General features: G+C 74.5%; 18 protein-coding genes. 10 read left to right on the top strand and 8 right to left on the bottom strand.

Features of this window, described 5'->3' with window-relative positions:
• Positions 1–30: 30 nt before the first annotated feature.
• From ACFC2L_RS16335 to ACFC2L_RS16320, 4 genes are all read right to left on the bottom strand, one after another.
• On the bottom strand, positions 31–2076 hold the full coding sequence (locus ACFC2L_RS16335) for an ATP-binding cassette domain-containing protein (protein ID WP_375825370.1): 2046 nt from the start codon (positions 2074–2076) through the stop codon (positions 31–33).
• Positions 2073–3362 carry a peptidoglycan-binding protein gene (locus ACFC2L_RS16330; RefSeq protein WP_375825368.1) on the bottom strand — a complete coding sequence of 430 codons (1290 nt, stop codon included), beginning with the start codon at positions 3360–3362 and terminating at the stop codon, positions 2073–2075. The genes ACFC2L_RS16335 and ACFC2L_RS16330 overlap by 4 nt, the downstream gene beginning before the upstream one ends.
• On the bottom strand, positions 3359–4201 hold the full coding sequence (locus ACFC2L_RS16325) for a hypothetical protein (protein ID WP_375825367.1): 843 nt from the start codon (positions 4199–4201) through the stop codon (positions 3359–3361). The genes ACFC2L_RS16330 and ACFC2L_RS16325 overlap by 4 nt, the downstream gene beginning before the upstream one ends.
• Positions 4202–4587: 386 nt before the next feature.
• Positions 4588–5073, bottom strand: a complete 486-nt coding sequence (locus ACFC2L_RS16320) for a DUF6328 family protein (protein ID WP_375825366.1) — start codon at positions 5071–5073, stop codon at positions 4588–4590.
• A gap of 92 nt (positions 5074–5165) precedes the next feature.
• On the opposite strand from ACFC2L_RS16320, the gene ACFC2L_RS16315 reads away from it, so the two are divergent.
• Positions 5166–5906 carry a PAS and ANTAR domain-containing protein gene (locus tag ACFC2L_RS16315; RefSeq protein ID WP_375825365.1) on the top strand — a complete coding sequence of 247 codons (741 nt, stop codon included), beginning with the start codon at positions 5166–5168 and terminating at the stop codon, positions 5904–5906.
• Positions 5907–5975: 69 nt separating this feature from the next.
• Here the strand turns inward: ACFC2L_RS16315 and ACFC2L_RS16310 are convergent, their stop codons facing one another.
• The 3 genes from ACFC2L_RS16310 to ACFC2L_RS16300 form a co-directional block, all read right to left on the bottom strand.
• Complete coding sequence (locus ACFC2L_RS16310; RefSeq protein ID WP_375825364.1) at positions 5976–6791, bottom strand: GAF and ANTAR domain-containing protein; 816 nt, start codon at positions 6789–6791, stop codon at positions 5976–5978.
• Between the two features lie 323 nt (positions 6792–7114).
• Complete coding sequence (locus ACFC2L_RS16305; RefSeq protein WP_375825363.1) at positions 7115–7975, bottom strand: SDR family oxidoreductase; 861 nt, start codon at positions 7973–7975, stop codon at positions 7115–7117.
• Positions 7976–8012: 37 nt separating this feature from the next.
• Entirely contained in the window at positions 8013–8765 is a 753-nt protein-coding gene (locus ACFC2L_RS16300) for a PAS and ANTAR domain-containing protein (protein ID WP_375825362.1), read from the bottom strand.
• 104 nt (positions 8766–8869) lie between these two features.
• Here ACFC2L_RS16300 and glp point away from each other — a divergent pair, with 104 nt between their 5' ends.
• The 5 genes from glp to ACFC2L_RS16275 all read left to right on the top strand — a co-directional run bounded on the left by glp (position 8870) and on the right by ACFC2L_RS16275 (position 11985).
• Positions 8870–10201: a gephyrin-like molybdotransferase Glp gene (gene glp, locus ACFC2L_RS16295; protein ID WP_375825361.1), complete on the top strand. Its 1332-nt coding sequence runs from the start codon at positions 8870–8872 to the stop codon at positions 10199–10201.
• 118 nt (positions 10202–10319) lie between these two features.
• Complete coding sequence (gene moaC / locus ACFC2L_RS16290) at positions 10320–10802, top strand: cyclic pyranopterin monophosphate synthase MoaC (RefSeq protein ID WP_375825359.1); 483 nt, start codon at positions 10320–10322, stop codon at positions 10800–10802.
• Positions 10799–11455, top strand: a complete 657-nt coding sequence (locus ACFC2L_RS16285; protein WP_375825358.1) for a molybdenum cofactor guanylyltransferase — start codon at positions 10799–10801, stop codon at positions 11453–11455. Before moaC ends, ACFC2L_RS16285 begins: the two co-directional genes overlap by 4 nt.
• Positions 11452–11745 (top strand): DUF6457 domain-containing protein, encoded by a 294-nt coding sequence (locus ACFC2L_RS16280; protein WP_375825357.1) that lies wholly within the window; start codon positions 11452–11454, stop codon positions 11743–11745. The genes ACFC2L_RS16285 and ACFC2L_RS16280 overlap by 4 nt, the downstream gene beginning before the upstream one ends.
• 3 nt (positions 11746–11748) lie before the next feature.
• Complete coding sequence (locus ACFC2L_RS16275) at positions 11749–11985, top strand: MoaD/ThiS family protein (RefSeq protein ID WP_375825356.1); 237 nt, start codon at positions 11749–11751, stop codon at positions 11983–11985.
• A gap of 89 nt (positions 11986–12074) precedes the next feature.
• On the opposite strand, the gene ACFC2L_RS16270 is transcribed toward ACFC2L_RS16275, so the two are convergent.
• On the bottom strand, positions 12075–12584 hold the full coding sequence (locus ACFC2L_RS16270) for a molybdenum cofactor biosynthesis protein B (RefSeq protein WP_375825354.1): 510 nt from the start codon (positions 12582–12584) through the stop codon (positions 12075–12077).
• A 261-nt stretch (positions 12585–12845) separates the two neighbouring features.
• Here ACFC2L_RS16270 and ACFC2L_RS16265 point away from each other — a divergent pair, with 261 nt between their 5' ends.
• The 4 genes from ACFC2L_RS16265 to narI all read left to right on the top strand — a co-directional run bounded on the left by ACFC2L_RS16265 (position 12846) and on the right by narI (position 20248).
• The gene (locus ACFC2L_RS16265) at positions 12846–16796 is read left to right on the top strand and encodes a nitrate reductase subunit alpha (RefSeq protein ID WP_375825353.1); all 3951 of its coding nucleotides are present in this window, start codon (positions 12846–12848) and stop codon (positions 16794–16796) included.
• Between the two features lie 85 nt (positions 16797–16881).
• Positions 16882–18741 (top strand): nitrate reductase subunit beta, encoded by a 1860-nt coding sequence (gene narH / locus ACFC2L_RS16260; protein WP_375825352.1) that lies wholly within the window; start codon positions 16882–16884, stop codon positions 18739–18741.
• Positions 18738–19493, top strand: a complete 756-nt coding sequence (narJ, locus tag ACFC2L_RS16255) for a nitrate reductase molybdenum cofactor assembly chaperone (RefSeq protein WP_375825350.1) — start codon at positions 18738–18740, stop codon at positions 19491–19493. The genes narH and narJ overlap by 4 nt, the downstream gene beginning before the upstream one ends.
• Positions 19490–20248 carry a respiratory nitrate reductase subunit gamma gene (narI, locus tag ACFC2L_RS16250; RefSeq protein ID WP_375825348.1) on the top strand — a complete coding sequence of 253 codons (759 nt, stop codon included), beginning with the start codon at positions 19490–19492 and terminating at the stop codon, positions 20246–20248. The genes narJ and narI overlap by 4 nt, the downstream gene beginning before the upstream one ends.
• The last annotated feature ends 175 nt before the right edge of the window (positions 20249–20423 follow it).

Raw genomic sequence — 20423 nt, 5'->3', positions numbered from 1 at the left:
CGGTCGGGGGTCGCTATCTCGGCGACGGGGTCACACCCGGAGCGCCTCGCTCGGCTGGATGCGGCGCGCGCGCAGGGAGGCCGCTACCCCGCCGAGCACCCCCACGACGACGCCACCCGCGACCGCGACCGGGACGTGTCCCAGGTCGAGGACAGGTGTCCAGCGTCGGGCGATGGTGATCGCCAGCAGGGCAGCGACCCCGGTGGCCGCGCCCGCGACGCCACCGACGACGCCGACGAGCGCGGCCTCCGTCATGACGAGGCGGCTCACGTGGCGCGCCTGGGCGCCGATCGCGCGCCGCATCCCGATCTCCCGGGAGCGTTCGAGCACGGACATCGTCATCGCGCTCGTCAGCGAGACGACCGAGGCGAGGATCGCGACCCCCGTCAGAACGAGGAGGATCGTGCGGACGTCGTTCTCGATCTCGCCGCGCAGGCCGCGAGGGTCGGGCGGTGCGACGACCTCGAACGCCTCGGGCGTGCTGGGCCGCAGCACGAGCGGGGCCTGCGCCGCGACCTGCTGGGCGGCGCCGGTCGCGGTGAAGACGTAGACCTCGTGCTCCGCGGCGGGTCGCAGCGCGGCCGCGACGTCGACGGGCACGAGGACCGCCTGGATGACGTTCGTGACGCGATAGCCCTCGTCGACGATGCCGCGCACCACGAACGACCGCCCGTCGAGCACGACCTGCGGTCGGGCGCTGAGCGGCCCGAGACCGAGCCGGTCGGCGATCGCCCGCCCGAGCAGCGCCTCGCCGTCTCCGAGCGGGCCCGCCGTCCCGCCCGACCAGTCGACGCCGAGCTCCGCGGCCTGGTCGATGCCGTCGCCGACGCCGAGCAGGAAGGCGTCCGGCACGCTGGCGGCCTCGCCCGGCAGGGCGACCGTCATCATCCCGTTCCGGGACACGAGCGCCGCGGCGTCCACACCGGGCAGGTCCGCGAGCCGGGCGACGGCCTCCTCGGGCACGCCCGGCTCGGTCCCGTCGACGACGACGGGCTGCCCTGCCTCGGCAGCGGTGAAGGGCATCGTCAGGGTCACGGCCCGGTTGAGCCGTGCGTCGAACCGCTCGGAGACCTGGGCCTGCGCCGACGCCGAGAGCCCGACCGTCGTCAGGGCCAGGGCCACCCCGACCGCGACGGAGGCCGCGAGCGTGGCGGTGCGCCCGCGTCGGGAGGCGACGGACGCCGCCGCGTCACGCACCACCGTGCGGAACCCGACCCGGGGTCGTGCCCGACGTCGGCCCTCACCATCGCCCGATCCCGTGACCTCCGGCGGCGGGCCGGTGAGCGGGAGGTCGATGCTCGCGGCGGACGTGCTCGCGGGGGCGGTACTCGCGCCCGCGCCCGCGCCGCTGCCGGTGACGACGCCGCCCGTGACGACGCTGCCGGGTTCGAGGGCGCCGGTGCCGCCCGTGTCCGTGACGATGAGGCCGTCGCGCACGACGAGGCGCCGCTGCGCGCGAGCCGCGATCTCCGGCGAGTGGGTGACGAGCACGACCGTCGTGCCGGTGCGGTGCAGGTCGGTGAGGAGCTCCAGCACGGACTCCGACGTCGCGGTGTCGAGGTTGCCGGTCGGCTCGTCAGCCACGATCGTCCCGGAACCGACCGAGAGCGCACGCGCGATCGCGACGCGCTGCCGCTGCCCGCCCGACAGGTCGCTGGCGCGGCGGTGCGCGGTCTCCGAGAGCCCGACGCGGTCGAGCGCCTCCAGCGCCCTGAGGCGACGCTCGTCCGCGGGCACACCGGCGTAGAGCATGCCGAGCTCGACGTTGTCCACGACCGTCCGATGGTCCATGAGGTGGAACCCCTGGAACACGAAGCCGAACGTCTCCCCGCGCAGGCGCGCCCGCTCGCCCTCCCCCAGGGACGCGACGTCCCGGCCGTCGAGCCGGTACGTGCCCGAGGTCGGTGCGTCCAGGAGGGCGAGGATGTTGAGGAGCGTCGACTTGCCGCTGCCGGACGGGCCCTCGACGGCGAGGAACTCCCCCGGTCCGATCCACAGGTCGACCCCGCGCAGCGCCTCGACCGGCTGCGCCCCTGGGTACGTCTTGGTGACCCCCGCGAGGTCGAACGTCGTCACTCGACCTTCACCTCGTCGCCCGCCGACAGGGCGTCGGCGACGACGGGTTCGACGGCGCTGGTCCCGCCGAGGCGCCCGAGCTCGCGGACCTCGACCTCGCGGAACGAGCCGTCGGACTCCCGCCGCTGGACGACGGCGGTGCCGTCGGAGTGCACGGCGACGGCACGGGCCGGGACTCGCAGGGCCTCGTCGGCCACCGCGGACACCGTGATCGTCGTGAGCACGTTCGCCCCCAGCCACGTGCTGTCGATCGGCTGCGCCGTCACCAACGGCACCCCGAGCTCGACCGGGGCCGCCTCGTCCCCCGTGGCCGCCGGCGGAGCGGGGATCGCGCCGAGCGTCGCCTCGAGCACCGTGCCGTCGGGGCCGGTGAGCGTAGCCGTCATCCCCTCGCCGAGGACGGGAAGGACCGAGACCGCCACCTTCGCCTGCGCGACGACGGCACCCTGCCCCAGGGTGATCGTCGCGTTCTCGGCCGTGAGCACGTCCCCCACGTTCGGCGTCGCGCCGACGACGGCGGGCAGCGAGCCCGTGACGACGAGCTCGCCGCGCGGCACGACGACGAGCTCGACGGGAGCTGGCACAGCGACGTCGGTCGTTTCGCCAGCCGGCGGGACCGGGTCCGTACCAGCGCCGTCGGCGACGCCCTCCGCCGTGCCATCGCTCCCCGACGGTGAGCCACTGGACGGTACAGGGTCGGTGGGCGACGGCGGCACGTTCTGACCGGACGTCTGCGACTCCTCGGCGGGCCCCTCACGGGTCATCGGTTCGTACCCGATGTCCCGGTACAGGCGACGTACTGCTTGCGCGGTCTGCGGACCGAACTCGCCCAGGCCGCCCACGCGGTAGCCGAGGTCCCGGAGGAAGCGCTGGAGCTGCTCGACGTCCGGGCCCGTCGCTCCCTCGACCAGGTCGCGGTAGTACGGGAACGCCCCGGTGGTGGCGATGACGGGACGGCCGCTGACCTCCAGCACGACAGCACCCGCGCGGAGCTCGGAACCCGCCGGGACTCCGACGGCGGTCACCACGGACTGGTCGCCGCTCCCGGCGGCGACCTGGACGCTCGCCGCCGACTCGCGCACGACGTCCGACCGCGCCGTGATCTGCTCGGACAACGCGCCGAAGGTCACCTCCGCCACGATGTCACCGGGCGGCGGAGGTGCCGCGTTCGCGGCGACCTGCGCCGGGGACTGGAAGCTCGCCGCCGCGAACCACCCGCCCACGAGCCCCCCGACGAGGAGGACGGTCACGACCGCCCCGACGACGACGTGGCGGCGAGGGCTCACCCGACCCCCGCCCCGTCCAGGATCTCCCGGGCCTGCTCCTCGAAGGCGGTCTTGTCCTCGAGCAGCGTGGCCAGCGCGTCCTCGTTCTCCGCCACGACCGTCAGCTGACGCTCCCACTCCGCGTCGTACAGGGCCTGTGCGTACCCAGAACTCTCCCGGCACTCGGCGTCGAACGTCGCGAGCCGGATCTCCTCCGCCTCCTGCTCCGGGGTCTGCTCGTTCGTCTTGCCGTCGTAGATCTCACCGAACGACGCGGCCATCGACATGGTCGGCATCCCCCCGTCCTCGCCGTGCGGGCTCGACGGGAGGTCGGTGAAACCGAGCGGCTGCATGCACGTCACCCACTGCTCGGCCGCCGCCACGACCGCGGGGTCGCGCACGGCATCGAACCCGGACGTGATCCCCATACCGCTCAGGGTGTTGTCGATCCGCATGGCCTCCGGCGGCAGCTCCTTCCGCGCCTCGTCGAGGCACGCGAAGAACTGCTCGCCCTGCTCCGCGGGCCAGGACATCGCCTCCTCGCTCGCGGCCCTGAGGACGGCGGCGTTCGGGTCAGGAGCCCCGCCGTACCCCCACCGCGCGGCCGTCTCGACGTTGAACAGGTGCCGCCCGAAGGGCTGCTCGGTCTCGGAACGCACCGAGACGTCGACCTGCGGACGGCGGTAGTCGTACCCGTTGTCCCGCATGCACGCCTCGGCCAGCACATTCTCGGCCGCGCTGCCGAGGGTGTCGTCGACCCAGTACACGTCCAGGGGCAACGCCCACCGCATCCGGTTCTTCTCACCCTCGACCGGCCCGGTCGCCTCGACCTGCCCTGCAGTCGTTCCCTGAGGCTCCACGGACCCTTGCGGTGCGCTCGGGGCACACCCCGCGACGATCAGGCAGACGACCGCCCCACCGACGAGTCCTGACCACTCTCGACGTACCATCCGACGCTCAACTCCTCGGTTCGGCCGGGCAGTCGGACGTCGCCACCGTCGCTGAGCCGCCAGGCCCCTGGTGCCGCAGTGCGCCAGCAGACCCGCGGTGACCGGGCCCCTGATCGTTCGCCTCATCGCGCCCCCCTGCCCTCGCCCCCTTCCTGAGGGCGGACGCGGCACATCCTGGCAGACCGCCCGGACGTCTCACAAAACGGACCCATCGGGCTCGCTCCGTCTCGGAACGCCCGCCCTCCTCCGCGCAGGGCCCGTGGCCACGCGCGTCCTCGGCTCGTGCCCGCGGCGCCTCAGGGGGCGGTCGTGGCGTCGCGGGCGACGAGGCGCGGGAGGACGAACCAGAGACCGACGAGCAGGACGAGCGCACAGCCGCTCGACCACAGCGCCGCGGTGCGGTTCACGACGACGTCGACCACGAGCAGGACCGTCCCGGTGACGACGAACGCGAGGACGAGCACCCCGACCCGGGCGATGCGGTCGCTCAGGGTGACGAGCGCCGTCTTGCGGTGCTTGCGGAACAGCGCGCGGTGCAGGCTCACGGGCGTGACGAACAGGCCGGTGGACAGCACGGCGAGCGCCACGAGGGTGAGGTAGACGCCGGTCTGGAACGTGTCGAGGTCGCCGAAGCGCTGCTGGAACGGCAGCGTGAGCAGGAAGCCCGTGAGGATCTGCACGCCCATCTGCATGACGCGCAGCTCCTGGAGCAGCTCCGCCCAGTTGCGGTCCGAGCGCTCGTCGGCCGACTCGTCACGTCCGTCGCTGACCTGCGTGGTCATGAGTCCTCCCTCTCGCCGCCCCTGGGATAATCTTCCTTCTGCTGGGGTCAGGAATCGGCTCCGTCCTGCTCGATCTCCGGGGACCCCCATCGATGGACGCTGCCCTGCCCTCCGACGTCGCGGAACCCGACGACGTCGTCCCTCCGGCTCTCGCCGACCTCCTCGCCGCCCTCGGCCCGGGTGACCCCCAGCCGGTCGGACGCTTCCGCGTCGACGTCGCCACGGACACGTGGTGGTGGTCGGACGAGGTGTACGAGATGCACGGCTTCGCGCCGGGCGAGGTCGTCCCGACGACGGCGCTCGTCCTGTCCCACAAGCACCCCGAGGACCGCGAGCGCGTCGCGAGCGAGCTCGCGCACGCGGCGCGCACCGGCGAGCCGTTCGGGTCCATGCACCGCATCGTGGACGCGACGGGCCGGACTCGCACGCTCGCCGTGGCGGCGCAGGGCCGCCGCCTCGACGGCAGGGCCCCGTGGGCGGCCGTCGTGGGGTACTTCGTCGACCTGACGACCGCGCACGAGGAGGCGGCACGGCGCGAGGCGACGGCGTCGATCCGCGCGGCGGACGCGTCGCGCTCGGTGATCGAGCAGGCGAAGGGCGTCCTCATGACGGCGTTCGCGATCGGACCGGACGACGCGTTCGAGCTGCTGCGACGTCGCTCGAACGACGCGAACGTGCCCGTGCGCGAGCTCGCGCGCCGGCTGGTCGCGGGCGTCGTCGACGGGACCGTCGCGGGCGCGGGTGCGCTCCACGAGACCGCCCGGCGTCGCATCGACCTGCTTCTCGAGGATGCGGACGACGACGCGCTCCACCGGCCGTCCGGCCCGTCGTGAGCGTCTAGGCCCCGTCGTGAGCGTCCAGGCCCGCCCCGCGGCACGAGGTGCGCCGGGGGCGGCCACGGCTCAGTCGGTCCCGACCCCCGGGATGCGCCGCGTCTCCACGACCTGGCGCGCGATGTCGACGAGCTTGATGTTCGCGTCCTGGGAGACGCGGCTCATCACCGCGAACGCGCGCCCTGCCGTGAGCGAGTAGCGCTCCATGATGATGCCCTGCGCCTGCCCGATGAGGGTGCGCGTCTGGACGGCGGACTGGAGCTGCTCCTCGGTCCGTGCGGCCGAGATCGCGGCCGCCGCGACGGCGGCGAACGTCGACGCGAGGTGGTGGTCGTCGACCGAGAACGCGTCGGGCGACGTCGAGTACATGTTGAGCGCGCCGTGCGCGTTCTCCGACGTGTAGAGCTGCACGCACAGCATCGACCGGACGCCGAGCTCGCGCACGACCGTGGGCGCCCACAGGGGCCAGCGCGCGTCGGACCCGATGTCGCCGGACTCGACGAGCGCGTGGTCGTGCACCGCGTCGAGGCAGGGCCCTTCCCGGAGCTCGTACTGGAGCGCGTCGCCGCGCGCGACGAGGGGGTCGGACACGGCGGGGCTCTCGATGCGTCCCCGTGTGACGAGCGAGATGCCCGCGGACTCGCACCCGTCCACCATCGAGACGGCGAGCTCGACGACGCGGTCGAGCGTCTGCTGGAGGGTCGGCTCGTCGGCCAGCGCCCGCGCGGCGTCCGCGACGAGCCCGGCGACGCTCTGCTCCTCGACGCCGCCCACGATCTCCGGCGCCCCGGCCACGGCCTCCGCCTGCGGTGCGGGGACGGTGGCTGCCGGACCCGCCGGCATCCCGACCGTGCCCTGCTGGACGCTCTGCTCGATGCTCGTCATCTCGGCCTCCTCACGGGTTCCCCGGCCCCAGCGTAGGCCGCGCTCCCGGCGACCGGTACCCGGGGAGGTGGGCCGCGACGTCGTGCGCGGCCCGCCCACCGGACGTGCCGGAGGCCCCGCCCAGGCAGCGCGCCCGGACGGGTCGGGGGCGGTGGCCGTCTCGCCCGCACAGGGCGTGGCGGCTGGTGTCCCTGGGGCACCGTCGCTCTCGCGGCGGACCCGCCCCCGGGCAGGCGCGGACGCCCGCCCTCCGACCCTCCCGGGCGGGTCGCGGCCCTCGGCCGATCCGTCCGTGGCCCGCACGGGGAGGTCTCTTCGGCGCCCTAGAACACGGGCTTGCCTCCCGTCACCCCGAGGACGGTGCCGGAGACGTAGCTCGCGTCCGTCGGGGAGGCGAGGAAGACGAAGGCCGGCGCGACCTCGGCGGGCTGCCCGGCCCGCCCGAGCGGCGTGTCCTGACCGAACTTCTCGATCTTCTCCTCCGGCTGGGTGGCCGGTTGGAGCGGGGTCCAGATGGGTCCGGGAGCGACCGCGTTGACCCGGACGCCCCGTGGCCCGAGCTCGGCGGCGAGGTTGACCGTGAGGTTGTTGATCGCGGCCTTGGTCGACGCGTAGTCGAGCAGCGACGTCGAGGGCTGGTAGGCCTGGATGGACGAGTTGTTGACGATCGCCGCCCCCTCCCCCAGGTGCTCGAGCGCCGACTGGGTGATCCAGAGCAGCGCGTAGAGGTTCGTCTTGAGGACGCGGTCGATCTCCTCGGTCGTGACGTCCTCGATCGACTCGCGCCGCGCCATCTGGAACCCGGCGTTGTTGACGAGGACGTCGAGCCCGCCGAGCTCCTCGACGGCGCGCCCGGGCAGGCCGCGGGCGGTCGCCTCGTCGGTCAGGTCGCCGGGCAGGAGCGCGCACGTGCGGCCCGCCTCACGGACCCAGCGCGCGGTCTCCTCGGCGTCCTCCTGCTCCTCGGGCAGGTAGCCGATCGCGACGTCCGCACCCTCGCGCGCGTAGGCGATCGCGACGGCGCGGCCGATGCCCGAGTCGCCGCCCGTCACGAGCGCGCGCAGGCCCTCGAGCCGCCCGCTCCCCCGGTACGACTCCTCGCCGTGGTCGGGCACCGGGTCCATGGGCCTCGTGAGGCCGGGCGGCTCCTGCTGCTGGGCCGGGAAGGCGGTCTCGTCCGTCATGTCGTCCCTCCGTTCCGTCGGGGTCCTCTGCTCCGGCTCACGAGCGCGCGGGCTCGCGGCGGCGGGCGAGCTGGGCGTCGTGCGCGCGGGGCCGGGCGACCGGGCGCACGGCGGCGAGCGCCCCCGCGACCGTCGCCTCGGCCGTCGGGCCCACCCCGCCGGCCTTGCTCAGCGCGCGCATGACCTGCGCCGCCGTCTCCTGGACCGGGACTCCGGCCTCGCCCGCGGCCTCGGCGAGGAGCTGGCCGGCCGCGACGTCGTCGACGCCGTGCACGGCCATGAGCACGCCCTTGACCTGCTCGACGGCGGCCTGGCTGACGAACGCGCGCGTCACGGCGCGCTGCGACTCGCGCTCCAGCGCCTCCTTGTGGGTCGGGCTGACGTCCACGACGTAGCCCGCGATCTCGACGACGCGACCGCGGGCGTCCCGGCGGCCCTGGCCCGTCACGACGACCGAGCGGGCCTTGCCGTGCCCGTCGACGATGCGGTGCGCGCACGAGAAGGGGCGGCCGGAGCGGATCGCGTCCGTCGCGGCGCGGACGACGCGGGCCCGGTCGTCGGGGTGCTTGCGCGAGCGCAGCGCGTCCAGGCTCGGCTCGACGTCCCCTGGCGTCCAGCCGTGCATCGTGTACACCTCGTCCGACCACCACCAGGTCCCGGTGCCGAGCTCGACGCGGTACTGCCCCACGAGCAGGTGCGTGCCCACGGCGAGCACCTCGGCGAGGGCTGCGGGGCGCACGGGAGCGGTCTGCTCGGGGCTGGGGATGGTGGTCGCGGAGATCGAGGCCATGGTGTCCTCCCAAGGTTCGGGGGGCTGCGGGCCGCTTCATGACTCCGCCTCCAACCTAGCCCACTCGTCCGGAGTCGGCACCCGGGCTCCGCTACGGTGCGGGCATGACCCGCGAGCCGCGCCGGACGATCGCCCAGCACGCCGACGACGCGCTCGCGCTCGTCCGCCCGACGCCGTCGACGGACGTCCCGCTCGAGGGCGCGGTCGGGGCGGTCCTCGCGGCCGACGTCGTCTCGACGCTGGACGCGCCCGCGTTCGACGCGTCCGCGATGGACGGGTACGCGGTGCGGTCGGCCGACGTGGCCGGGGCCGCGACCGGCTCGCCCGTCGCGCTGCGCGTGGTCGGCGACGTCGCGGCGGGAGCACCGGGGCTCGACGCCCTCCTCGGGGCCGGCGAGGCGGTCCGGATCATGACCGGGGCGCCGGTGCCGCGCGGCGCCGACCTCGTGGTCCCGGTCGAGCGCACGTCGACCGGGCGGTTCACGCCGGGGGCGCCGGGAAGCGGCCCGGTGACGGTCGAGGTCCATGACGCGTCGCGCAGCAACGTGCGGGCGCAGGGCGAGGACGTGCGCCGCGGGGACGTGGTCCTCGAGGCGGGGGCCGTGCTGACGGCGCGGCACGTCTCGGTCGCGGCGTCCGCGGGGCACGCGACCGTGCGCGTGCACCGCGCGCCGCGCGTCGCGGTGCTGTCCACGGGCAGCGAGCTCGTCGCGCCGGGGACGGCGCCGGGTCCGGGCCGGATCCCTGACTCCAACTCGGTCCTGCTCGCCGCATCGGCGCGCACGGCCGGGGCGCGCGTCGTGCGGCGGGGCGCGGTCGGCGACACGGCCGCCGCGCTCGTCGCGGCACTCGACGACCTGCTGGGTGCGTTCGACGGCGCCCCGCCCGACCTCCTCGTCAGCACGGGCGGGGTGAGCGCGGGCGCGTTCGACGTCGTGCGCGAGGTCCTGGACCCCGCGACGCGCGCCGGGACGGCGTGGGAGGGCGCGGTCGACGACGCACGGCTCGTCGCCGTCGGGATGCAGCCCGGCAAGCCGCAGGGCCTCGCGCGGTGGCGCGGCGTCCCGTGGCTCGCGCTGCCCGGCAACCCGGTGAGCGCGTTCGTGTCGTTCGAGCTGTTCGCCCGGCCGGTCCTCGACCGCCTCCGGGGCGTCCCCGGCACGGGCCGCGCGCTCGTGGAGCGCGTCGCCGCGGAGGGCTGGTCGTCGCCGTCCGGGCGCGAGCAGCTCGTGCTCGTGCGGCACACCTCGCCCGACGGCGCCCGCGTCGTCCCCGCGGGCCGGCACCGCGACCGCGGGGCGGACCCCGCGGAGGCGCGAGGTTCCGGCTCGCACCGCGTGAGCGCGCTCGCGCACGCCGACGCGCTCGCCGTGGTCGGCGCGGACGTCACGTCGGTCGAGCCCGGCGACGCCGTCCGGGTCCTGCTCCTGGACTGACCGCCGGGCCCCTCCGCATGCACGGCGGTGGCCTCGATCCGCACGCGCCGGCCTGCCGGGACGCACGAGGGTCCTCCGACCCGTCCGCGCGCCGGGGCGCGCGTGCGAGAGTGGCGCCATGAGCCCCACGCACGACTTCACGCACCTCGACGAGCGCGGCCACGCCCGCATGGTCGACGTCACCGCCAAGCAGCCCACCGTCCGCTCCGCGACGGCGACCGGCGTCGTGCGGTGCTCGCCGCAGATCGTCGCGGCGCTGCGCGACGGCACCGTCCCCAAGGGCGACGTGCTCGCCGTCGCGCGCATCGCGGGCATCGCGGGCGCCAAGCGCACGGCCGAGCTGCTGCCGCTCGCGCACGTCATCGGGGTGCACGGCGCGGTCGTCGACCTCGTCGTGGGCGACCACGGCGTCGACGTCACCGCGACCGTGCGCACCGCCGACCGCACGGGCGTCGAGATGGAGGCGCTCACCGCCGTGGCGGTCGCGGGGCTCGCGGTCGTCGACATGGTCAAGGGGCTCGACAAGTCCGTCGAGCTCACGGACGTGCGCCTCGTCGCCAAGACCGGGGGCAAGTCCGGCGACTGGCACCGCGAGCCGTGACCGGGCCCCGCCCGGCGTTCGTCTTCGACGCCGTCGTGCTGGCCGGGGGTCGTGCCGAGCGGCTGGGGACGCCCAAGCCGGGCGTCGTCGTCGGGGGCCGTCCGCTGCTGGAGCACGCGCTCGCGGCGACGGCCGGCGCGGCGCGGACCGTCGTCGTCGGGCCGGACGAGCTCGCCGACCCCGCCCGCTACGCGCTGACGCGCGAGGACCCGCCCTTCGGAGGACCCGTCGCCGGCATCGCGGCCGGGCTGGGCGCCCTGCCCGGACCCGACGACGGCGGCGCGCCCTGGGTGCTCGTCCTCGCGTGCGACGTCCCCCGGGCCGCGGAGGCGGTGCCCGCGCTGCTCGCTGCGGCGCGCCGCCGGGCGGACGAGGTGGCCGTGCACGCGGTGCGCGGCGGGCGCGACCAGTGGCTCGTGGGGCTCTACGAGCGCGCGGCGCTCCAGGGCGCGCTCGCCGCCCTGCCCGCGGTGCACGGTGCGTCGGTGCGCCGCCTGCTCGCCGGGCTGCCCGCGCTCGCCGTCCCCGACGAGGACGGCGCCACCGACGACGTCGACACGTGGGAGGATGCCCGCGAGCAGGACCGCCGCCTGGGCGCGGGTGCGGTACCGGAGCCCGACGACACCCCGGACGACAGCAGGAGGCCACGATGACGAACCTCGAGCGCTGGGTCGACGCGCTGGCGAGCGACCTCGACCTCGACCCTCAGGTGGTGGACATCGGCGCGATCCTCGACCTCGCACGCGACGCCGCGCACGGCATCGAGCGTCCCGCCGCGCCCCTCACGACGTTCGTCGCGGGCTACGTCGCCGGCCTCGCCGCGCACGACGGGTCGGGCCGCAGCGTGCAGGACGTCCTCGACCGCGCCGCCGCGCTCGCGCTCGCGTGGACGCCGGAGCCCGAGCTGCCCGGCACCGCGGCGCCGGCCGAGACGCAGGACTGAGAGATGGTGACCGTCCGCTACTTCGCCGGGGCGCGCGAGGCCGCCGGCACGGAGACGGAGAGCGTCGACGCGACGACGGTCGGCGAGCTGCAGGCCGCGCTCGTCGCCCGGCACGCCGCCCTCGCGGACGTGCTGCCCCGCTGCTCGCTCCTCGTCGGCGGCGTGCGCGCGTCGAGCGACGACACCCCGCTCGTCCCGGACCAGCCGGTCGACGTGCTCCCACCCTTCGCGGGCGGCTGACCCGGCCCGTGCCGAGCAGGCGATCGGGGTCCGTCACGCTCCCCGGACCCGCCAGGACCACCTGCTCGGCCGGGAGGATCGCCGGGTCGTCAGTGGTCGGCGCCGTCGAGCTGCGCGAGCACGTGCGGCAGGAGCGGCTCGAGGACGGCCCAGCCGTCGCGCACGCCGCCCGTCGAGCCGGGCAGGTTCACGACGAGCGCCCGGCCCTGCGGTCCTGACGCGATCCCCGCGAGACCCCGCGACAGCACGGCCGCGGGCACGTGCGCCGCTCCCCGCCGGCGCAGCTCCTCCGCGATGCCGGGGACCTCCTGCGCCAGGGCCTCGCGCGTCCCCTCGGGCGTGAGGTCGCGCGGCCCGACGCCGGTCCCGCCGGTCGTGAGCACGACGCGCGCTCCCCCGGCCACGGCCCGGGCGACGGCGTCGCGCACGGAGGCGACGCCGTCGGGCACGAGGTCCGTGACGACCGCCCAGCCCGCCGACCCGAGGAGCCCCGCCAGGAGCGGGCCCGAGCGGTCCTCCGCCTCGCCGCGCGAGCAGCGGTCGGACACGGTGACGACGACGACGGTCGCGTCCGCGGCCGGTCCGGTGGGTGCGCTCATGGCGCCACGGTAGCGACCCGCGTGGCCGGACCGGGCGCGGCGTCGGGCGGGATGTCGGACGGCGCGTCGGACGGGGGCGCGCTCGGCGCGCGCGATCCGCCCGTTCTGGGCATAGTGGCTGTGGACCGACCCCCGCCGTCCCTGCTCGCCCCAGGAGGCCCGCATGTCGTACGTGTTCGTGCCGTCAGCGTCGCCGGTGCGCGGACCCTCGCGGCCGCTGAGTTCCCGGCCCTCCGCGACGGTCGGCGGCGGGAGCGCGGCATGACGACGACGGCGGACGGCCCGGTCGAGGACGCGCTGCTGCGGCTCGGCAAGCACCTGCGGCGCGGGAAGGTGTCGGACGACCTGCGGCAGGTGTTCCTGACCGGCGGGCGCCAGGGCGACGTGTTCTACCGCGACCGCTGGTCCCACGACAAGGTCGTGCGCTCCACCCACGGCGTGAACTGCACCGGGTCCTGCTCCTGGAAGGTCTACGTCAAGGACGGCATCATCACCTGGGAGACCCAGCAGACCGACTACCCCTCCGTCGGCCCCGACTCCCCCGAGTACGAACCCCGCGGCTGCCCCCGCGGCGCCGCGTTCTCCTGGTACACCTACTCCCCCACCCGCGTGCGCTACCCCTACGTCCGCGGCACCCTCCTGGACGCCTACCGCGCCGCCCGCGCCGCCACCGGCGACCCCGTCCTGGCCTGGGAGCGCCTCACCACCGACCCCGAGACCGCGCGGCGCTACAAGTCCGCGCGCGGCAAGGGCGGGCTCGTGCGCGCGTCGTGGGACGAGGCCGCCGAGATCGTCGCCGCCGCCCACGTCCACACCATCAAGGCCTACGGACCCGACCGCGTCGCCGGGTTCTCCCCCATCCCCGCGATGTCCATGGTGTCCCACGGCGTCGGGGCCCGGTTCGTGCAGATGCTCGGCGGCACGATGCTCTCGTTCTACGACTGGTACGCCGACCTCCCGGTCGCGTCCCCGCAGGTGTTCGGCGACCAGACCGACGTCCCCGAGTCCGCCGACTGGTGGAACTCCACCTACTGCATCATGTGGGGCTCCAACGTCCCGGTCACCCGCACGCCGGACGCCCACTTCATGACCGAGGCCCGCTACCGCGGCCAGAAGGTCGTCGTCGTCTCCCCCGACTACGCCGACAACACCAAGTTCGCCGACGAGTGGCTCGCGCCGCACCCGGGGACGGACGGCGCCCTCGCCCAGGCGATGGGCCACGTCATCCTCACCGAGCACTACGCGCAGCGCCGCACCCCGCAGTTCGCCGAGTACGCGGCGCGCTTCACCGACCTCCCGAACCTCGTCGTCCTCGACGAGCACGGCGACGGGTACGGGAACCCCGACGACCGGCCGGTCGCCACGTACGTCCCGGGGAAGTTCCTCACCGCGGCGGACCTGCCCGACGGCGTCGGGCGCCCGGGCGACGACGACGCCGCCTCCTCGAACGCCCGCTTCAAGACCGTCGTGCTCGACGCCGACGGCACTCCGCGCGTCCCGAACGGCAGCCTCGGCCACCGCTACGGCGAGGCCGACGCGGGTCGCTGGAACCTCGACCTCGGCGACATCGACCCGCTGCTCTCGGTCGCCGACCCGCACGGCGTCTTCTGGGGCGCGCCCCAGGCGGCCCCGACCCGCGACTCCGTCGCCGAGCGCCCGCCGTCGGCCGACCAGGGCTCTCCCTCGGCGGACCAGGGCTCTCCCTCGCGGAACCAGGGCTCTCCCTCGGCAGATCTCACGTACGAGACGGTCGCCGTCGCGCTGCCGCGGTTCGACCTCGACCCGGCGCCCGGCGACGAGGCCGCCGCGCACCTGGGCGGCGCGGGCGTCGTCGTGCGCGGGGTCCCGGCCCGCCGGGTCGGTGGGCGGCTCGTCACGACGGTGCTGGACCTGCTGCTCGCGCAGTACGGCGTGGACCGCCCGGAGCTCGGCCTGCCGGGCGAGTGGCCCGCGGGCTACGACGACGACGCGTCGCCCGCGACGCCCGCGTGGCAGGAGCGGTTCACGGGGGTGCCCGCGGCGGCGGCCGAGCGCATCGGGCGCGAGTTCGCGCAGAACGCGCTGGACTCGGGCGGTCGCTCGATGATCATCATGGGTGCGGGCACCAACCACTGGTTCCACTCCGACACGATCTACCGCGCGATGCTCGCGCTGACGACGCTCACCGGCTGCCAGGGCGTGAACGGCGGCGGGTGGGCGCACTACGTGGGGCAGGAGAAGTGCCGCCCGGTGACCGGGTGGGCGCAGTACGCGGGCGGCCTCGACTGGTCGCGCCCGCCGCGCCAGATGATCGGCACGGCGTTCTGGTACCTCGCGACGGACCAGTGGCGGTACGACGGCCTGCCCGCGGACGCGCTGGCGTCGCCGCTCGCGCAGGGTCAGTTCTCGGGTCGCACCACGGCGGACACGCTCGTCGAGTCGGCGCAGCGCGGCTGGATGCCGAGCTTCCCGACGTTCGACCGCAACCCCCTCGACCTCGTGGACGAGGCGCGCGCGGCGGGCAAGGAGCCCGCGCAGCACGTGGTCGACGAGCTCAAGGCCGGGACGCTCCGGTTCGCGTGCGAGGACCCGGACGACCCGGCGAACTTCCCGCGTGTCGTGACGGTGTGGCGCGCGAACATCCTCGGGTCGTCGGGCAAGGGCAACGAGTACTTCCTCAAGCACCTGCTCGGGACCGACGCCGCGGTCAACGCGGCGGAGTCGAGCCCGGAGCGCCGCCCGCGGTCGATGACCTGGCGGGACGAGGCGCCACAGGGGAAGCTCGACCTGCTCGTCACGCTCGACTTCCGCATGACGTCGACGACGCTGTTCTCGGACGTCGTGCTGCCGGCGGCCACGTGGTACGAGAAGCACGACCTGTCCTCCACGGACATGCACCCGTTCGTGCACTCGTTCAACCCGGCGATCAGCCCGCCGTGGCAGACGCGCACCGACTTCGACATCTTCCACGCGCTGGCGGGGAAGGTGTCCGAGCTCGCGGTGACGCACCTCGGGGTCCGGGAGGACCTCGTCGCCGCGCCGCTCGCGCACGACACCCCGGACGAGATGGCGGTCCCGCACGGCGCGCTCACCGACTCGGGCCTGCCCGTGACGGAGCGCGAGCTCGTGCCGGGCGTGACGATGCCGAAGCTCGTGGTGGTCGAGCGGGACTACCCGGCGTTCGCGGCCCGGATGGCGTCGCTCGGTCCGCTCACGGAGAAGGCGGGCATGGTCACCAAGGGCGTGCACTTCTCGCCCGCGCCCGAGGTCGCCGACCTCGGCCGCCGCAACGGTCTCGTCCAGGACGGACCGACGGCCGGGCGCCCGCGCCTGGACCGGGACACGCACGCGTGCGAGATGATCCTCGCGCTGTCGGGCACGACGAACGGCCGGCTCGCGGTGCAGGGGTTCGAGCACGTCGAGCAGCGCACGGGCACCCGGCTCGCGGACCTCGCGCTCGACGAGCAGGGCAAGCGCGTGACGTTCCCGGACGTGCAGTCGCGCCCGACGCCGGTCATCACCTCTCCCGAGTGGTCCGGGTCCGAGCACGGGGGCCGCCGGTACTCGGCGTTCGTCGTCAACGTGGAGCGGCTCAAGCCGTGGCACACGCTCACGGGGCGCCAGCACCTCTACCTCGACCACGACTGGATGATCGAGCTCGGCGAGCACATGCCGATCTTCCGGCCGCCGCTCGACATGCACCGCCTGTTCGGCGACTCGCCGGTCGTGGGCGACACGTCGCCGTCGGGCTACCCCGCCTCCGGCGGTCATGCCGAGGTCGCGGTGCGGTACCTCACGCCGCACAACAAGTGGTCGATCCACTCGGAGTACCAGGACAACCTCTTCATGCTGTCCCTGTCCCGGGGCGGCCCGAACGTCTGGATGTCGCCCGCCGACGCCGCCAAGATCGGGGTCGCGGACAACGAGTGGATCGAGGCGTACAACCGCAACGGCGTGGTCGTGGCGAGGGCGGTGGTCAGCCACCGGATGCCCGAGGGCACCGTGTACATGCACCACGCGACGGACCGCACGATCGACGTCCCGCTCGCGGAGACGTCCGGGCTCCGTGGCGGCATCCACAACTCGCTCACGCGCATCCTGCTCAAGCCGACGCACCTCGCGGGCGGCTACGCCCAGCTCTCCTACGCGTTCAACTACCTGGGACCCACGGGGAACCAGCGCGACGAGATGACCGTCATCCGCCGACGCAGCCAGGAGGTGCGGTACTCGTGACGCTCGTGACACTCGTGACCCGGACCGGAACAGCGCGGGGCCCGGCGGCGGGCAGGCAGTCGTCGGCGTGGGAGGGGGTGGCGTCGTGCGGGTGATGGCGCAGATGTCGATGGTGATGAACCTGGACAAGTGCATCGGGTGTCACACGTGCTCGGTCACGTGCAAGCAGGCCTGGACCAACCGCACCGGGGTCGAGTACGTGTGGTTCAACAACGTCGAGACCCGCCCCGGCCTGGGCTACCCCCGCACCTACCAGGACCAGGACCGCTGGCAGGGCGGGTGGGTGCGGACCAAGAAGGGCAAGCTCAAGCTGCGCGCCGGGGGCCGGTTGAAGAAGCTCGCCACGATCTTCTCCAACCCCGTCCTGCCCTCGATCCACGACTACTACGAACCGTGGACGTATGAGTACGACATGCTGCTCTCGGCCCCCCAGGGCGCCCACACCCCCGTCGCCAGGCCGAAGTCGCTGCTCACGGGCAAGGACATGAACATCTCCTGGTCGGCGAACTGGGACGACGACCTCGCCGGGTCCACCACCACCATGGCCGACGACCCGGTCCTGCAGCACATGTCCGAGCACGTCGCGACCGAGCTCGACAAGACGTTCATGTTCTACCTGCCCCGCATCTGCGAGCACTGCCTCAACCCCGCCTGCGTCGCGTCCTGCCCGTCGGGCGCCATGTACAAGCGCGCCGAGGACGGCATCGTGCTCGTGGACCAGGACCAGTGCCGGGGTTGGCGCATGTGCGTCACCGGCTGCCCCTACAAGAAGGTCTACTTCAACCACAAGACCGGCAAGGCCGAGAAATGCACCCTGTGCTACCCCCGCATCGAGGTCGGCCTGCCCACCGTGTGCTCCGAGACGTGCGTGGGACGCCTGCGCTACCTCGGCCTCGTCCTGTACGACGCCGACAAGGTCACCCAGGCCGCGTCGGTGGAGGACGAGCACGAGCTCCTGGCCTCCCAGCGCGCCGTCTTCCTCGACCCGAACGACCCCGACGTCATCGCCGCCGCGCGCGCCGAGGGGATCCCCGAGGACTGGATCACCGCCGCCCAGCGTTCGCCCATCTGGGACCTCATCACCCGGTACGAGGTCGCCCTGCCCCTGCACCCGGAGTACCGCACCCTGCCCATGGTCTGGTACATCCCACCCCTGTCCCCCGTCGTCGACGTCGTGACCGCCTCCGGCAACGACGGCGAGGACGGACGCACCCTGTTCGCCGCCATCTCGAAGCTACGCATCCCCCTGGAATACCTCGCCGGCCTCTTCACCGCGGGCGACACCGCCCCCGTCGAGAAGGTCCTGCGCCGCCTGGCCGCCATGCGCTCCTACATGCGCGACATCAACCTCGGCCACGACGCCAACGAAGAGACCGCGGCCGCCGTCGGCATGACCGGGCAACAGGTCCAGGACATGTACCGCCTCCTCGCGATCGCGAAGTACGAAGACCGCTACGTCATCCCCACCGCCCACACCGAGATCGCCCGCGAGCTCGACGAGCTGTCATGTTCCCTCGACTACGACGGCGGCCCGGGGATGGGCGGCATGGGCCTGACCGGCGGCGGGCCGTTCGGCGAGACGTCCGGGAGCCCGGTGCCCGTCGCGGTCGAGAACTTCCACGTCCTCCAGTCGCGCCAGACGGCGGACTCCCCGTACGGGCCCTCGACGCCCGGCCGTGTGAACCTCCTCAACTGGGACGGCAACGGCCGCCCGCCCGGGCTCTTCCCGCCGGGCGAGGACGCGACGACCGGCGGGACCGGCGCGGGCACGGGGACCGGCGGCGTCGTCCCCGGGGGGCCCGGCTCGCTGCCCGGGGGTCGGCAGGACGCGCGGCACGACACGATCCCCGGCCCGTCGGCGCCCGGTGGGCCGGTCGGCGGACCGGCGGGCAACCCGGCACAGGAGGACGGGCCCGGCGTCGGGCCCGACGGAGGCACCCGATGAGGACGCGCTCCCTGCTCCCGACCCCGGCGCTGCGCCCCGGGGCGCGACCTCGCGGGCCGCAGCCCGACCACCTGGCCCCCGTCTCGGCGTCGGGCACCCAGCGCCGCACGGCCCACATGGCCGCGTCCGTGCTGCTCGCCTACCCCGACGCGGACGTGCTCGACGCGGCCGTGGCCGTCCGGGCGTCGACGCCCGGGCTGCCCGCACCGGTCCGCGAGCGCCTCGACGCGTTCTGCGACGTGCTGCCGGCGTCCGCGGACGCGCAGGGCCTGCGCGAGCTCCAGGCCCGCTACGTCGCGACGTTCGACCTCAAGCGCAAGTGCTCGATGTACCTGTCGTACTACGCCGCGGGCGACACCCGGCGGCGCGGGACGGCGCTCGTCGCGTTCGTCGAGGCGTACCGGGCCGCGGGCTGGGAGGTCACGGGCTCGGAGCTGCCCGACTACCTGCCGACCGTGCTCGAGTTCTCCGCCCGCACCGAGGGCGACGACGCGACGATCGCGGCGGGGCTGCTCGCCTCGCACCGCGACGGGATCGAGGTGCTGCGCACCGCGCTCGAGAGCATGGCGAGCCCGTGGACCGGGCTGGTCGAGGCGGTGTGCCTCACGCTCCCGCCGCTCGACGAGCGCACGCAGCAGCGGTACGTCGAGCTCGTGACGGCGGGACCGCCCGCCGAGCTCGTGGGGATGGAGCCGTTCGCGCTGGAGCCGTACGGCGCCGGGGCCGGCCGGACCGGAGGTGCGGTGCGATGAGCGGGGTGAGCACGGGCGAGATCCTGCTGTGGGTCGTCTTCCCGTACGTGACGTTCGCGGTGTTCGTCGTGGGGTCGGTCTGGCGGTACCGGTACGACAAGTTCGGCTGGACCACGCGGTCCAGCGAGCTCTACGAGAAGCGGCTCCTGCGGCTCGGCTCCCCGCTCTTCCACTTCGGGCTGCTGTTCGTGATCCTCGGGCACCTCATGGGCCTCGTCATCCCCAAGTCGTGGACGGAGGCGGTGGGCATCAAGGAGGTCGCCTACCACTTCGTCGCCACGTACATGGGGTCGATCGCGGCCGTCGCGCTCGTCGCCGGGCTGCTCATCCTCATCTACCGGCGCCGCACCACCGGTCCCGTCTTCCGCGCGACGACGCGCATGGACAAGACCATGTACGTGTTCCTCGCGGCGTCGATCCTGCTCGGGTCGTGGGCGACCGTGCAGACGCAGCTCCTCGCCGGCGGCCACGGGTACGACTACCGGGAGACGATCTCCCCCTGGTTCCGGTCGCTCTGGTACCTGCAGCCGCAGCCCGCGCTCATGGAAGGCGTGCCCGCGGCCTTCCAGCTCCACATCGTCGCCGCCAACCTGCTCTTCATCCTGTGGCCGTTCACGCGGCTCGTGCACGCGTTCTCCGCGCCCGCGCCCTACCTGTTCCGCCCGTACGTCGTGTACCGGTCGCGCGACGCGTCGGTCGCCGCGCGCGCCCCGCGGCCGGGCTGGGACCCCTCGGAGCGCCCGCGCGGGCGGTGAACCCCGGCGCCGTCGCCGGACCAGGAAGCGCCAGGTCAGCGGCGAGAAACCACCTCGTCGCGTGCAGGACCCGCCGAGCGCCACCGGGTGAAAACGCGACGACGGTGACCACGGGACGCGCCGGCACGCCCTCCTTCCAGGGGCGGTCACCCCGACCGTGACCGTCACCCGGAAG

It is taken from the genome of Cellulosimicrobium sp. NPDC055967, assembly GCF_042269845.1.
GTDB lineage: Bacteria > Actinomycetota > Actinomycetes > Actinomycetales > Cellulomonadaceae > Cellulosimicrobium.
The sequence above is the reverse complement of the archived record's forward strand: the minus strand, read 5'-3'. Positions and strand labels throughout refer to the sequence as shown.